Source organism: Victivallis sp. Marseille-Q1083 (genome assembly GCF_903645315.1).
Classification (GTDB): domain Bacteria; phylum Verrucomicrobiota; class Lentisphaeria; order Victivallales; family Victivallaceae; genus UMGS1518.
In genome coordinates this window covers 355,961-370,269 of sequence record NZ_CAHJXL010000001.1, presented here as the reverse complement: position 1 = coordinate 370,269, position 14,309 = coordinate 355,961, and the positions used below count along the sequence as shown (strand labels likewise).

Annotated in this window: 11 protein-coding genes; 2 read left to right on the top strand and 9 right to left on the bottom strand. The window is 58.5% G+C overall.

Going from position 1 to position 14,309, the window contains the following annotated elements:
- Window positions 1–74: 74 nt before the first annotated feature.
- From HWX74_RS01415 to HWX74_RS01405, 3 genes are all read right to left on the bottom strand, one after another.
- Window positions 75–1,238, bottom strand: coding sequence for a hypothetical protein (locus tag HWX74_RS01415; RefSeq protein ID WP_176011827.1), 1,164 nt, complete (start codon window positions 1,236–1,238; stop codon window positions 75–77).
- Window positions 1,239–1,395: 157 nt separating this feature from the next.
- Complete coding sequence (locus HWX74_RS01410) at window positions 1,396–2,427, bottom strand: DUF4434 domain-containing protein (RefSeq protein ID WP_176011826.1); 1,032 nt, start codon at window positions 2,425–2,427, stop codon at window positions 1,396–1,398.
- Between the two features lie 106 nt (window positions 2,428–2,533).
- Window positions 2,534–3,232: a prepilin-type N-terminal cleavage/methylation domain-containing protein gene (locus HWX74_RS01405; protein WP_217704817.1), complete on the bottom strand. Its 699-nt coding sequence runs from the start codon at window positions 3,230–3,232 to the stop codon at window positions 2,534–2,536.
- Between the two features lie 370 nt (window positions 3,233–3,602).
- Here HWX74_RS01405 and HWX74_RS01400 point away from each other — a divergent pair, with 370 nt between their 5' ends.
- Together HWX74_RS01400 and HWX74_RS01395 are read left to right on the top strand one after the other, a co-directional pair.
- Window positions 3,603–4,478: an AraC family transcriptional regulator gene (locus HWX74_RS01400; RefSeq protein WP_176011824.1), complete on the top strand. Its 876-nt coding sequence runs from the start codon at window positions 3,603–3,605 to the stop codon at window positions 4,476–4,478.
- Between the two features lie 100 nt (window positions 4,479–4,578).
- The gene (locus HWX74_RS01395; protein WP_176011823.1) at window positions 4,579–5,574 is read left to right on the top strand and encodes a LacI family DNA-binding transcriptional regulator; all 996 of its coding nucleotides are present in this window, start codon (window positions 4,579–4,581) and stop codon (window positions 5,572–5,574) included.
- 81 nt (window positions 5,575–5,655) lie between these two features.
- On the opposite strand, the gene HWX74_RS01390 is transcribed toward HWX74_RS01395, so the two are convergent.
- The 6 genes from HWX74_RS01390 to HWX74_RS01365 are packed head-to-tail and all read right to left on the bottom strand — an operon-like array spanning window position 5,656 to window position 14,283.
- On the bottom strand, window positions 5,656–7,230 hold the full coding sequence (locus tag HWX74_RS01390; protein WP_176011822.1) for an AMP-binding protein: 1,575 nt from the start codon (window positions 7,228–7,230) through the stop codon (window positions 5,656–5,658).
- The gene (locus HWX74_RS01385; protein ID WP_176011821.1) at window positions 7,224–8,237 is read right to left on the bottom strand and encodes a GNAT family N-acetyltransferase; all 1,014 of its coding nucleotides are present in this window, start codon (window positions 8,235–8,237) and stop codon (window positions 7,224–7,226) included. Before HWX74_RS01385 ends, HWX74_RS01390 begins: the two co-directional genes overlap by 7 nt.
- Complete coding sequence (locus HWX74_RS01380; protein ID WP_176011820.1) at window positions 8,227–9,615, bottom strand: diacylglycerol/polyprenol kinase family protein; 1,389 nt, start codon at window positions 9,613–9,615, stop codon at window positions 8,227–8,229. Before HWX74_RS01380 ends, HWX74_RS01385 begins: the two co-directional genes overlap by 11 nt.
- Window positions 9,612–10,721, bottom strand: coding sequence for a DUF3419 family protein (locus tag HWX74_RS01375; protein ID WP_176011819.1), 1,110 nt, complete (start codon window positions 10,719–10,721; stop codon window positions 9,612–9,614). The genes HWX74_RS01380 and HWX74_RS01375 overlap by 4 nt, the downstream gene beginning before the upstream one ends.
- Complete coding sequence (locus HWX74_RS01370; RefSeq protein ID WP_176011818.1) at window positions 10,718–13,342, bottom strand: PEP/pyruvate-binding domain-containing protein; 2,625 nt, start codon at window positions 13,340–13,342, stop codon at window positions 10,718–10,720. Before HWX74_RS01370 ends, HWX74_RS01375 begins: the two co-directional genes overlap by 4 nt.
- On the bottom strand, window positions 13,333–14,283 hold the full coding sequence (locus HWX74_RS01365) for a UbiA family prenyltransferase (protein ID WP_176011817.1): 951 nt from the start codon (window positions 14,281–14,283) through the stop codon (window positions 13,333–13,335). The genes HWX74_RS01370 and HWX74_RS01365 overlap by 10 nt, the downstream gene beginning before the upstream one ends.
- Window positions 14,284–14,309 lie beyond the last annotated feature (26 nt).

Genomic DNA, 14,309 nt, shown 5'->3' with positions numbered 1-14,309 from the left:
AGGCGAAATACTCACCGGGTAATATTGTTTTAACGCTTGAAATGCCGGATTTTGGGGACGGTTCCCAGCCCGAATTAAAAAGTCAACTTCAATATGACAGCTTTACCGGGCGGCAGAAAACCTTCGTCGGTTCGGTATGGCCGCAGTTTACCGGTTCGCTGATTGAATATTTCGATTTTACTCGGCTTCCGATTCCAGTTGACGGTACCGAAAAAGTGGGTGAAGTCGAGATTTTTATTCATGATCATGACATAAGTGTCGCCGGTTTCGGTGTGTCTGAATTCTCCGACCGCGAAACGAAACTCCGGATCGCAGTCGAAAGAAGCGATCAAAGCGTTTTTGTCGGCCGGCCGGGTACCTTTTTCTTCCGGGACCAGCGGGATGTGATACACCCGGACGGATTGTAGTTTCGAGCACAAGTCGGCGATGACGTGAACGGTGGACAGAACATTCTGCAGTGCGTACCAGGTCGGTGTCTTCCGACCGAATTCATTGATCGGACCGTTGCGGAAGGCGGCGTCCAAGTCCAACGTGAAATAAGTGAAAAAATCCAACCCTCGTGCCCCGTACAGCAAAGCGGAGAATACCTCGAAATACAGATCATCCTCGGTCGGCTGCCGGTAATAGAGATGAGGAATTGCCAGTGTGCACACTGCCAACGGAATGCCGGCAGCCAGACTCGCTTCCCGGGCTTCTTCCAGATTCAACCAGTAGTCGCCCTGTAATTGGTGCCGGTCTTTCCATTGCATCAACGCATAATAGTCCAAACCCACCCGTTCCGGCCGGTAATCCCGGATAAAACGGTCGAGATATTCACGGTAGGACTGGGTTCCGATCGCTTCCAACGGCGCATAGTTCGGCAGTAGGTTGACGTAGATATGTTTATCCGGGGCGGCCTGGCGGATCAGTTCGAGCATTTTTACCTGGTTGGCGAATAATCTCACATTGGGTTCATCTGCCAGAAAATAACCGTAGAGCGCCGGATGGTCGCCGACCTCGGCGATCATTTTTTCGACGATGGCCGGATAATTTTCCGTATCGGGATCGGCCCAATTCATGCGGCGGAGTTCCGGAGCGCAATAATAGGCGACCATTCCGGCGGCGTGAATTTCATCCAGTTCCGCTCTGGAGAGCGCGAAACCGGCAATATTGAAGCCGCACTCTTTCATTTCCAGAAATATCTCTTTTCCCAGCGTTCGGTTGCCGAGCAGCGCTTCTGCGTTGAAAGTGTATGACATCAGCGGAAAACAATCCGGTTCCGGCAATTTTATCCGTTCCTCCGCATGCATTGAGATTGTTTGCCAAAGGGCTGCCGTAAGCAGTATTGTAACAAAACGCTTTTTCGGAAACATGATTTTCCTCTTTCTTGGCATTGAGATCGCAGCAGAAAATGATTCAGCGGTAAAAAACCGGCCGTTTGCTCCGGTGCCGTCTGGCTGCTGCCGGTTCCTCGCTGTGCCCGCCCGGCAGAAAGTCGGTGGAACGGGCCGGCAAGCCGCAATGGCGGCAGTACTGATCGAACAGGCCGGCGGCGGAACGGTACATGCTGTTGGGACTCATGAAATGAGAGAACTCGAAGGTGATGCCTTCGGTGATGCCGGCCGCTTCCGCCGATTCCATCTTCCAGAGAAATTTTTCCCATTTGATCGGCATGAACCGGATCGGCATATCACGGTCGAAACTTTCGATATTGCTCCAGCAGCCGATGCCGTGCCGGTTTGCCAGTTGGCGGGTGACCGCCAGGTAGTCGGCCAGTTCATGATAGCCGACATGGCCGTCCTGAAAGGCGACATAATCGACTGAACCGGCGAGGGCGGCGAAAATACGGTCCCAATGCCTGGCGTGCTCTTCGACCGTCAATTGCACGGTGTCGTCATCCATGACCGCTTCCTTGGCTTTGAAGCCGGCAAAATAGGGAGAGATCATCGTCGGTTTATTGCCGGAAATCTTTTTGGCGAATTGGCCCTGGCGGATGAACAGTTCGATGACGCCCGGATGGTTGGCGCAGACTTCATGGGTCAGATACCAGCCGGCGAAGGCCCGGCGATGACCGTAGCGCTCCTGCAGTTCTCCGATGATCTCCTCATTGAAATGCGCCTCATCCTGGAATATTTTTTCGGTCCAGTCGACACAGTTGCCCGGATGGCCGTGAACGGTCCCGGCGTAGAACTCCATGTCATGCTTTTCCGCCAGTTCCAGAAACAGGTCGATCAGGTCGACCGGCGGCGTGTGGTAAATGCCGCCGAAAGCCGGAATGACTTTTGACGGGTAAGTGAGAAAGTTGCCGCTGGCCGCCCGGATCAGAAAAACCCGTTTGATTCCCATCGCTTTCATCGCCGAGAAATCATGGTCCCATTCGGCATAACCCCAGTTGTGGTGGGGAATGTCGAAGCTGATCTCGTCCAAGAATGTACCTGTGATACGCATTTTGCTTTTCAGCCTTACAGTTCAGAAGTTAGAAAATAATTCGTGGATAAGAGGGGCCGGCGAACCGGACCCCTCGAGGGTTGTCTGACAGGAAGGTGGGCGGCAATTACGGAATCCAGAGGGAACCGTAGCCGCCGTCGCCGTTGTGGAACGCATCCATGTACGGGCTGCGGGAGGCGGTGTACGGCGCGTTGCCGGCATTCGATTTGCGGCCGTCGACATGACCGTCGAGATATAACGTGTTGACCGTTCCGCCATGTCGGGCGTCCGGGCAACCGTAGTTATCCTCGAATTTGTCATTCATGATCCAATGACCTTCAGAGGATTTGGTGCTGTTGACCACATCACTGATGAGAAAAGTAGTACTGGGCGCTTGGATATTGGCTGTTTTGAGTTTCTTGAGATAAGTCGGAATGGAATTAATGCCATATGCCATATTGGTGTAGTAGTACCACCAGTTGCCGTTATCCGGATTGTGTCCTTCGTCGGTGGTGATGCCGGATAAGTCGAGTGCGCCGGAAAATCCCGGACACATCAATACCTTACCTGACAAACCATCTCCGATCAGACCGCCGGCCCAGATCAGGTTGCCCCAAGTGGTAGCGAAAGAGAAGGGCGTGAAATAATCGTCATAATTGTCGGCATACATCGCTTCGGCCAAACCGATTTGCTTCATATTGGACACGCAGTTGATTTTGATCGCCTGGGCCTTGGCTTTGCCGAGGGCCGGCAGCAGCATGCTGGCAAGAATTGCGATAATGGCAATCACGACCAGCAATTCGATCAATGTGAAGCTCTTTTTCATTTTTTCACCCTTTCTGCTTGTTTTTTCGATTCGACGGAATGAGAACATTTCGCCATTTCTTTTCGTTCATAATTGCGTCTGTAATAATTATACTGGAAAAAACGGAAAAAGTAAATTGGAAAAACAATCAAAAACATGTGAAAAAAGGTCAAATTGAAAAAAAGTGGAAAAAAACGCGATTTTTCGTTCCGGAAAATTGTATTTCCGATCCGGCAATTCTATATTTTAAACCGGCAGCGGAACGGAATCCGGCTCCGTTTCAGCGCTGGCAGGTATTTTATTAATATTTATTGGCAAATAACATAGAAATCAGTTGCAACAATACGCCGGAACGCCTGTACGGCCGGCAAACGCGGAAGAGACGGATATTGTGAAAAATCGTCAACAGCAGATCAGCCATTGCATTCCGAGCGGCTGCCGGGAGGAATATTTGCCGCTGGAATTGCCGGTTTCCTCATTATTGAGGTCACACGGGATTCAATTTGCCGGCGTCAGCGACTTGGTCGACGGTTATTTCATGCGCAGTCCGAGCGGTTACGACCAGCATCTGCTGACCTTTACGATCGCCGGCCGGGGCTACTGGCGTTCGGACAACCGGCAGTATGATTTGCAGCCGGGTGAAGCGATTTTTTATGCGGCGGGCAGCGGGGCGACCGATTTCGGGGTGGCCGGCGAGCGCTGGTCGATGATCTGGTTTTATCTGGATCCCGCTGCGCCGTGGGAGGTTGCGTTCTCCTCGGCACTGGAGTTGAAGGTGGTGGAATTCATGCCGCAGTTGGAATTTTCGATGCGCAATTTCATTCTGGAGGCGAAGCGCGACGGCCAGGCGGCGCGGCACTATGCCGAATTGATCGTCCATTATCTGCGGGTTTTTTTCAAGGGAAACGACAACGACTCCTGGGAGACGTTCCAGAATTTATGGAATGAAGTGGCGGCGCATCCGGAACAAGGCTGGGACCAGCGGAAACTGGCGAAGGAATTGAAGATGTCGGTTTCCACGTTGCAGCGTTATTGCCGCAAATACTACGGTAAATCGCCGCATCGGCTGATTGTCGAAAACCGGATGAAGCAGGCGATGCTGTTGTTGGTGCGCAGTGACTTGCCGCTGCGTTTTCTGGCCGATAAGATCGGTTACAGCGACGAGTTCAGTTTTTCGGCGGCCTTCAAGCAGTTCACCGGCGAATCGCCGCGGGAATACCGGCAGCGGATGAAGAAGATGACTTATCTGGCGGATATCCTGAAATGAGTCATTCGCTGGATAACCGTTTGATGTTCAGATTATTGTTGAATTTCGATACAAAATGCTTCAATGTTGAAGCAAACCGGATGGTTCATGAGGTGGAAAAATGACCAAACGCACCACGATCACCGATATCGCCCGCCAGCTCGGCCTGTCGCCGAAAGCGGTTTCCTTCGGCCTGAACGGCACCGGCCGCCTGGCGCCGGAGACCAGGCAGAAGATTCTAGAGACGGCCCGGCAGTTGAATTATACGCCGAACGCGCTGGCCCGTTCGCTGGTGACGCGGCGGAGCTTCCTGATCGGCGTGCTGCTGCCGTACTTGAACATCAGCTTTTTCAACCGGGTGATCGCCGGCATCGAGAAAATTGCCACCCAGGAGAATTTTTCGATCATCCTCGGCAACTCCAACGGTGATTTTCAGGTGGAAAAGAATACCATCGAGCGTTTCCTGCAGCGCCAGGTCGACGGCATCATTCTTTACGCCCGGCCGGAGTTGTGTCAATGTTACGAGCTGCTGGCCGAATCCGGCATCCCGGTGCTGCAGGTGCTCAGCCAGTTGCCGGGGGTCGGCAGCGGCTATATCGTCGTCGACAACTATCATGCCAGCTATCTGGCGGTTGCCCATCTCAAGGAACGCGGCTACCACCGTATCGGCATGTTGACGCACAACCGCTCTTCCTACGAACTCAACCAGCGTTATTTCGGTTTTCTGGAAGCGTTGCGCAGTTTGAATCTGCCGTTTCGCGGCGAATGGTGTGTCGAATGCGAATTCGATCTCGCCGACGCTGCCGAGAAAACCGAGCGGCTGCTGGTGGCCCATCCGGAGATCAATGCGCTCTTTGCTGCGTCGGATGCGGCGGCGCTGGGCGCGGTCAAGGCGGCGCTGGCCTGCCGGCGCAAGGTGCCGCAGAGCCTGGCGGTGGTCGGCTTCGACGATCTGGAGATGGCGGCGAATCAACTCGTTTACCCGTTGACGACGATGGCGCAGCCGAAGGAGGAGCTCGGCATCATGGCCGCGGAGATGCTGTTCCAGTTGATCAACCGCAAAAAGATCAAATCGAAAGTGCTGGATGTCTCGCTGGTGGTGCGCAAAACCACTTGAAACGGCGGCCGCGGCCTTCCGCTTCAACCTTGAAGCAAAGAAGCCGGCGGCCGCGCCGTCGTCGGAGCGAACCGCCGCCGCCTATCGGGAAGCCGGCCCGGCGGCCGCATTCGGGAGACAGAGGGCGGCGATCCGGTCGTAATCGAACTTGGACTGGTGGCGTGGATCGCGCGGAATCGGCTTGAGAAAATGAAGTTTTTCACCGGGCAGCGCCAGTTGTCCGATTTGTGCGGCGATGGCCTGCCGGCTGGCTTCGTCGTCCGTTTCCGGCTCAACGATCAAGACGGCGCGGCCGCCGATCGGCAGGATGGTGCCGGCGGTGACGCCGGGGAGCTGCTGCAGCAGATACTCGATCGGCATCGGATAGCAGCGGCGGCCGTCCTGCAGGGTAAAAATGGTCTTGGCCCGGCCGAGCAGGAATAGATTGCCGTTTTCATCCAGTCGGCCGGCATCGCCGGTGCGGTGGAACAGCCGCTGGCCGACGGCGATTTTATTCTGTTTCATCGCCTCCGGACTGTTGAGATATTGTTTCAGGACATGGTTGCCGGCGACGCAGATTTCACCCGTTTCGCCGGGCGGCAGTTTGAATTGCTCCCATTCGGCTTCGCTGAACGGCGGCAGCGGAGCGGCGGTGATCGGGATGACGGCCGGTTCGATGCTGTCGCAGACCCGCCCGACCGGCAGCCCGTCACGCAGGATGCGCTCGCCGGAGGCGGCCGCGACTTCCCGGGCGGCGATGGCGGCGATCGGTTCGGCTTCGGTGGAACCGTAGACGATTTGAATGGCGGCATCGGGGAAGGCCTGGATCAGTCGTTGGGCCAGATTGGGAAATACCGCGGCGCCGCCGAGGAAAATCTGGCGCAGCGATGGAATCGCGCTGCCGTCGGCCGCGGCGGCGAGCCGGTCGTAAAAAGCCGGGGAGCCGGCGGTGGAGGTCACTTGATGCCGGGCGGCTTCGGCGGCGATTTGCCGGCCGTCGATTTCACCCGGCCGCCGCGGATCGAAATCGGGAATCAATGTAGTCAGACCGGCGGCAAGGTTGCTCAGGACGAAGATCGGCAGCGTGGCCAGATCGATTGCTGCGGCGGGCAGAGCCAGTTCCCGCCGCAGCACCCGGTGTTGTTCCAGCAGAAAGGCGTGGGTGCGCAACGCCGCTTTCGGCCGGCCGGTGCTGCCGGTGGTGAAGGTGATCAGCGCCGCTTCGTCCGGTTCGGTGGCGGCCGTTGCCGCTCCGGCGGCGGCATCGGCCGCCTTTGGTCCGGGAAAAGAGGAGAAGAGTTTGAGCGGTACCCGGCGAAGCCGGCTGGAGCGCAGCAGCAGGAAAAAGGCTTTCGGAATGCCGATAAAGCCCCGGCAGCCGGCGATTTCCAGCGCCTGTTCCATTCGCCGCCGGTCCGCCCAGGCATCGAGAAACACCGCCGTGCCGCCGATTTGGAAGACAGCCAGCAGAATTTCATAAAGCTCGATCGACATCGGCACGAAAATCAATATGCGGTCGCCGGCGCCGAGCTGCCGTTTCCGCAGGTAACCGGCCCGGCGGCGAACGTTGTCGGCCAGTTCGCGGAAGGTGATGCGCCGGTCGCGGTGCAGGAGGGCCGGACGGTCCGGCTGTTTTTGTTCCTGTTCGAACAGCAATTCGACGATGTTGGTCAGCATCCGGTCAACTCCTTGCCGTACAGGCGGTATTCGTGATAAAGTTCTGCGGCGGCTTTGCCGATGCGGGCCGACGTGTTGTCGCTGTGCATCAGCGCATGGTAGACCGCTTCATAGCCGGCCAGAAAGGCCTGCCGCTGGACGGTTTCGACCAGAAAGGCGCCGATGCCCCGACAAGCCGGCTCCGGGGCGGCGGCCAGCGTTTTGATGACCAGTTCCCGCTTTTCCGGCGCGAAACGGTTGTCGAGGGCGAACAGAAAACCGGCCAGGCGGCCGTCCGGTTTTTCGGCCAGCAGCACGAACTCCGGCTTGACAAACGGCAGAATGGCGCGGTATTGCGCCAGAAAATTTTCCTCGGAGATCGGCGTATAGAGAAAATTGTGACGAAAACTTTCCAGCGCGAGCGCGTGAATCTTCTTCAACTCCCCGACCGCATTGCCGGCATCGAAGGTGCGGAGGCGGAAACCGCGCTGCCGGAAATACGGTTCGAAGCGTTCCAGCCGGGAGAAACTTGTCCCGGTCAACCGCACCCGGCTGGAAAGATAGGAGCCGATGGCGGCGAAGCCGTTGGATTCAAACAATTCCTGATAATAAGGCGGATTGACGTGATCGAGAAAGAACGGCGGCCGGGAACTTGGCAGCGTCACCCGGTAAGCCTGCCAGGTGGAGCCGTTCAGCGGACCGATCAGCGTCGTGAAACCGGCTTGCCGGAAATGGTCGCCGATGGCCGAAAACAACATGCCGGCGCCCTGCCGTTCGAAGCGCGCTTCGAAAAAACCGAGCAGTCCCGGCACTTGGCGGCGGTAACGCAATTGATCGTTGACCAGCGCGGCGGCCCGGGCGACGATTTGCCCGGCTTGCCGGACCATGAACAACCGGGCCGTGGGGGGAATCACTTCCGGCGCCGGCCGGCCGTGGGGACTGTCGGCGTAAAGCTGCCGCCGGAAGGAAACGAACTGTTCGGCCGCATCGGCGTCGGAGACCGGAAACGACTGTATTTCATAACTCACCTTGCCACCACCTTTCTGGACAGAATGCAAACAAACTCAACACGCCCAGTCCGATCGAACTGACCAGAACCAGGGACATCCGCAGCCGCAGCGAAAGCGCCGGCGTCAGCCTTTTGCCGGCCACGCCGTAACGGTAGAAAAATACCGCCGCCAGTGCCGTTGCCAGCGCCGCCAGTTGCAGCAGAATGATTCGCACGGAAAACTCCTGAAACACCACCGGAAACAGCGCCGCCGGAAACAGCCATAGCAACACGGTGTCGTACCACAGGCTTCCGGCGGAAATATCCCGCCGGTGGGCCAGACGTTTGCGCAGGCGCAGGATTGCCAACTGACCGACCAGCGCTGCCGCATAAGGGGGGAAAAACCAGGGCGGCATGGCCGGCGTATAGAGTTTGCCGGCGAGATTGGCCGCCAGGACCCAGCCGACCGGCACCACAACCAGATAGAAGGCCGGCTGCACCCGGTAAACCTCTTCCGGATCTTCCGGCGTGTCGACGATCCAGCCGGTTCGGCAGATCAGCAGCACGCCGTAAAGGATCGGCAGCATCCAGTAAAAATCGACCAGTCCCCAGCCGGTGTAGGCCGCCAGGATCAGCGCGATGTTGCCGGAAAAGCCGATTTTACGAAACGGCCGGACGATGAGCCAGAGCAGCAGGGCGGTCAGCGCCAGGGCGAGAAGCTGAAAGCCGATTTCACCGATCGCCGGCGAAACATTTTTCAGCAGCAGGAACACCGTCCCCAGCGGGACGAACAAGTTGTCGGCCCCGCCGAGCGAAATAGCCTCGAACAGCGTCACCAGAATCGCGATCAGCAATGCCGTCAGCACCGATTCGAGCCGGCCCATCCCGGTCAGCAGCAGCAGAGAGAGATGAACGACCAGGAACGTCAGCAGGAAAAAAATGATTGACCCCTCAAGGCTCTTCCGGCTGTCACGCTCCACCCGGTAAATGCGCTGACCGTAACTCTTGCCGACGAGGGCCGCCATGCTGTCCGACAGCGCCAGCACCATGATGGCGATTTCGTAAAAGACCATTTTGTTCAGCAGCGAGCAGATGAGAAAACACAGATAAATGGCGATCGGGTGGTAAATGCCGCCGAGGGTCTTGCGTTCGACGCCGTGGATCGACTGCAGCTTGCCCCGGCGGGCGGAGAGGTAGATCAGCAGTGAAAATACGATGCCCAGCAGGAACACGCTCCACTGGCTGGACAGCAGCAGCGGAAACAGCATCGCTACCGCACAGCCGCCGAAATGGACGAATTTTCTGGTCAGCTCCCCGTCGAGGTGCCAAATTTTTCGCAACAGCTCGCCAAGCAGAAAAAGCGACAGAAAGAGGACGCCGACAAGGCCGATGCCGGCCAGTTCACGCAGGAGATTCATGCCGGAAATCCTTTCACTTCGTCGATGAGGAAGCGGTGGTAGAAGAATGCCCGGTTGCCGCGGAACAACGCCGCCGCCAGCTCCGGCCGTTCCGCGAGCCGGGTTGGGAAATCAAGCGCCAGGCGGCGTTCCACCATCATGTTGTAATAGGCGAGCCGGGCGCCGGGGGCGGCGCACTGCAGGAGCTGGGCCGCCACTTGCCTGGTCAGGCCGGCATCCATGTATTCGAAAATATCCGACAGATTGAAGGCGTGGAATTTTTCCCGGTAATGGGCCGCGACATCGCCGGGCGTGCCGTGGAACAACTCCAGCGCGTCCAGGTTCTGCCGGATGGTCCGGAAATGTTCCGCTCTGGCGTAGTGCGGCAGAGCCGGGCCGAAATTGCCGGTGAGGATATAGTGCAGATAGGGATTGTCGTCGGTCGGCAATTCGGTCAGGGCGTAGGCGGTCCGCTGCTTCAACTGGTCGGCGATGAAGGTCTGGTCGACATATTTGAAAAATTCCGGATCGCGCCCGAAGCGGCCCATGACAAACCGGTTGAAAAAAAGGCGGAAGAGCAGCCGGAAGCGCAGATTGTTCCAGCAGTCGCGATAAAATGCCCGGCGCTGCTCCAGCGGTTTGGCGGCCAGAAGCGCCTGTGCCGTTGACCGGCGGTGAATCAGCGGCAGTATGCGGCGGTGGAACAATTGGAAATAATGTTCGAATTTTCCCTGGTGAATGATGCCGTCTGCGATCAGGTTTTCATGACGGTCGAAATAGGCCTGCGCCGCCGGGGAGAGCTGCTGCCGGAGCCGTTGCCGGTAGACTTCGAGCCGTTGCGTCGACGCGTCGAAACCGAGGAATTGCCGGAATTCCGGGTATTCCAGGCGGGCGATTGCGCATTTTTTCAGTTCCACCAGGGCCAGTTGGACCGGGTTGAGATCGAAGGCCACCACCTTGCGCGGCGCCAGCGTCAGCAGAGAGAAGGAGTTGTCGCCGGCCGAGGCGATCGACAGGGCACAGCGGTCGCGCAGTTCGAAACAGCCGAGCAGCAGTTCGGGGTCTTCCCAGCAGTTCGCATAACGGATGAAGTCGAACCGGGTACGCTCCTGGATTTCCTGACTCATGGCTGTACCTCGCTGCCGAGCCGGCGGATGACTCCGGCGGCGCCGTCCATTTCGATCATTTCACCGTCCTGCAGCGAGGCGAGCAAATCGGGGACGCCGACGATGGAGGGAATGCCGAGCTCCCGGGTGACGATGGCGGCGTGCGACAGAATGCTGCCCCGTTCGACGAGGACGCCCCGGCAGACCGGAAACAGCGGCGCCCAACCGGGATCGGTCCGTTCCGCCGCCAGGATGAAGCCGTCAAGGTCGACCGCCAGCGTCGGGTTGCGGACGATTTTCACCGGTGCGCGGACGACTCCGCCGCAGCAGCCGATGCCGGCCAGCGTCCCGGCTTGGGCGCGCTGCGTTGTCGGCGTTGTCCTGGTTTGGCGAAAGGTGTTGCCGTGATAAACGATACCGGAGGTGGTGAACCGCTCATCCGGTGCGCTTTGCCGGTATCGATCGAATTCCCGTTTCCGCAGCGCCACCAGCGCCGGTAGATCGGTCGAAGTCGCCGTGCCGTGGAGAAAGTCGAAAATCTCCTCCTTGGTCAGGTAGAAGATATCGCGCCGGTCGGCGAGGATGCCTTCTCGTTGAAAATGACTGCCGAACGCCAGGAAAATATCACGGACGACGGCGAACAGCCGGGTTCGCTCGAAGCGGAGATTTTCCCGGTTCCTGACCAGCTTTCGGGTATTTTTCAGCACATAGCCGAACAGCAGCCGGCGCAGCGGATGGCGGCGCAGCCGTTCGGCGGCCAGCGTTTCGGCCGCTCGGCACAACTGCCGTTCCCGGTCGCCGGCGGAACGGTGGCCGGTTTTGCCGCATTTGACGTAGGAACGCAGCAGCTCCACCAGCTGAGTGGGATCATCCTGATAGGTGACGGTTTCCAATTTCAATTCCCCGATGCAGCGTTTGCCGAATTTTTTCACATACGCTTCAAATTCGGTGTGCGGCGCCGGAAAGTCCGGCAGCCGGCGGAGGAATTCGGCCGGGGGCGCGGCCAGCAGGCAGTTGCGGAGCTCCGGAGTCGCGGCCAGCAGTTCGGTCAGATGCTGCAAACGGCGTACCGGCTCGGTCGAAATGATATCGCCGGCGCCGGAGAGCAAGTCGTTCTGAAGCGTGCCGCGCCGGTCGATGTCCCATTTGACCAGCAGTTTTTTCAGGATGCCGTAAAAAATCATCGCAAAAAAGTCGTTGATCAGCGGCGGCTGCCAACTGTCGAGCAGCCGTTTTTCCAGATCGTTGAAAATAGCGGCCAATTCGTGCGGCGAACGCCCGGCCGGCGAATTGTTTTCAAATGGTGCGACCGCCGCGTCGAAATTGCGCTGAAAATGTTTGACTTTGGCGTCCAGCCGGAGAAAATTGATGAGGTTGCCGGTGACGAGGGCGGCGAGCCGCCGATATTTCCAGCGCTTGCTTTCGACGATTACCGGCCGGCGCGACAGTGGTTCCTTGACTCCCATCATCTGCTCCATGAAGCCGGCGTTGATGCTGTAGCCCGGCAGCATCATCAGCACCTTGTACCAGTTGTACAAATTATAGTAGACCCGGCCGCGAATCAGGCCGAGCATTTCGAAGGCGTCGGCATTGGCTTCGAGCAGTGCCGGTTCGACTCCCATCATCAGACAGAACTGCCGGTAAACTTCCCGGTAGACTTTGCGGATGAAAGAAAAGGTCAGCGGGGTCGTCACCCCGGGATAACTCTCGACAATGTTGGAATTGTCCCACAGCAGTTCGAGGCCGTCGCCGTCGGCGAGGCGGTCCAGCGTTGTGATCGGCCGGGTCTGCAGGATTTTCAAACTCCCGTCCTTCAAGGCCCATTCGACATCCTGCGGCCGGCCGAATGCGGCGGAAAGCTGCCGCACCGTGGCGGCGATTCGTTTAACGGTTTCGTCGTCGATGGCCGGTAATTGACGCAAATCAACCGGGACGTCGGCCAGTTTGGTGCCGCCGGTCTGCGCCGACGCGAAGACGACCGCCTGATTTTTGACGGCGATTTCCCGGCGGCTGACCGCGCCGTCGCGACAGTAGAAGGTATCGGCGTTCAGCAGCCCGGACACCAGCCCTTCGCCGAGGCCGTAGACGGCCGAGACGGTGGTGCCCCGGCGGGACCCGGTGGTCAGGTCGACGTCGAAGGCGACGCCGGAAACGTCGGCTTCGACCATTTCCTGAATAATCACCGCCACTCGGATCGGCTGATCGGTCAAACGGTTCTGCCGGCGATAGGCTGCCGCCCGTTCGCCGAAAGCCGAAAGCCAGACCTGCCGGATCGCTTCCGTCAGGCGGTCGCGGCGGACGAAGAGGCAGGAATCCAATTGCCCGGCGAAGGAGTGCTGGTCGCCGTCTTCTCCGGCCGCGGAGGAGCGCACCGCCAGGAATGCGGCGGTGATGCCGGCTTGATCGAGTGCTTCGTTCAGGGTGGTCGGCCATTCCGGAGGAAAGGCAAAGGTCCGGATGGCGGCGGCGGCATCCGGGGCGCCGGCGGTCACTTGAGCCAGACAGGCGGCGTCCAGCGCAATCCAGCGAGGCACGTCGACCCGGCATTGAGCCAGTCGCCACAGATTTTCGGCTTTGCCGCCAAGTCCGGTTGCGGCCGTGGCGCTCGCGCCGGGTAAAAAAAGAAATGGTTTCAATTCCATAAGCTGCTGCTCCATTCCATCAGCATCGGCACGCCGCCGATTGTTAAATACATGGCAATCGTCCACAATCCGGAGGCGGTTTCAAGCCATTTGGCTCCCCGGCCGGAATGGATGAAACGAATCGCGAAGCCGGCCCCGACCGACCAGAAAAACAGCAGGAACGGCAAAGCCGGCAGCGCGTAACCGGCAAAACGGCAGCAGGCGAGGCCGAGTGCTCCGGTCACGGTCAGGATTGCCAGCCAGACCAGCGCGGCGCGCCGCGGCCCCCACAGCACCGAATAAGTTTCGACGCCGTGCTCCTCGTCTTGCGGCGCCCGGATTTTCCGGCCGATTTCGATGACGCAGCCGTTGAGGAAGGTGACGAGCAGAAACAACGGCAACCCGGGCGGCAGGATGCCGGCGGCATTCAGCCAGTCCAAACCGGTCGTGTAGAAGTCGATCATCGGCATGACCGCCATATGGGTGACCAGGTAGGCGACCGGATGGCGGCGCAGCAGTTTCGGAATGAAAAATTCGCGCCACATCAGCAGTTGGTAGCCGAGCGCCGGCAGCAAGGCCAGCAGCATGACCGGCATCAGCAGCAGGTTGACGGCCAGCATTGCCAGGACGGCGATGACGATTCCCCAACCGATTTCCCGCAGGGAAACCAGGCCGCGCGGCACGGCCCGGTAAGGGCGGTATTTGGCGTCCTCCTCGGCGTCTTTGAATTCGTCGAAAAGCCGGAACAATAAAAAAAGCGCGATTGCCGTAAAAGTCCCGCCCAGAAAAAAACGCCACGGAATGAAACCGTCGGCGCCGCGGCAGATACGGGAATAGGAGGCGGCCGAAAAGGTGAAGGCCGCGATCAGCAGGCCGGTTTGAAACAACGGAAAGCGTTCCCGCTGGTAAATCCAGTAACGAACCAGGAAAGAACGGGCCGGTTCGGTTTGATTGAAGGTCATGGCTGAGTTTCCGGAATTGTTACATT

Bases quoted from the DNA above. Each gene is read 5' to 3' on its own strand.
- HWX74_RS01415 (WP_176011827.1), bottom strand. From the start codon at position 1,238: ATGTCATACACTTTCAACGCAGAAGCGCTGCTCGGCAACCGAACGCTG.
- HWX74_RS01410 (WP_176011826.1), bottom strand. From the start codon at position 2,427: ATGCGTATCACAGGTACATTCTTGGACGAGATCAGCTTCGACATTCCC.
- HWX74_RS01405 (WP_217704817.1), bottom strand. From the start codon at position 3,232: ATGAAAAAGAGCTTCACATTGATCGAATTGCTGGTCGTGATTGCCATT.
- HWX74_RS01395 (WP_176011823.1), top strand. From the start codon at position 4,579: ATGACCAAACGCACCACGATCACCGATATCGCCCGCCAGCTCGGCCTG.
- HWX74_RS01390 (WP_176011822.1), bottom strand. From the start codon at position 7,230: ATGCTGACCAACATCGTCGAATTGCTGTTCGAACAGGAACAAAAACAG.
- HWX74_RS01380 (WP_176011820.1), bottom strand. From the start codon at position 9,615: ATGAATCTCCTGCGTGAACTGGCCGGCATCGGCCTTGTCGGCGTCCTC.
- HWX74_RS01375 (WP_176011819.1), bottom strand. From the start codon at position 10,721: ATGAGTCAGGAAATCCAGGAGCGTACCCGGTTCGACTTCATCCGTTAT.
- HWX74_RS01370 (WP_176011818.1), bottom strand. From the start codon at position 13,342: ATGGAATTGAAACCATTTCTTTTTTTACCCGGCGCGAGCGCCACGGCC.
- HWX74_RS01365 (WP_176011817.1), bottom strand. From the start codon at position 14,283: ATGACCTTCAATCAAACCGAACCGGCCCGTTCTTTCCTGGTTCGTTAC.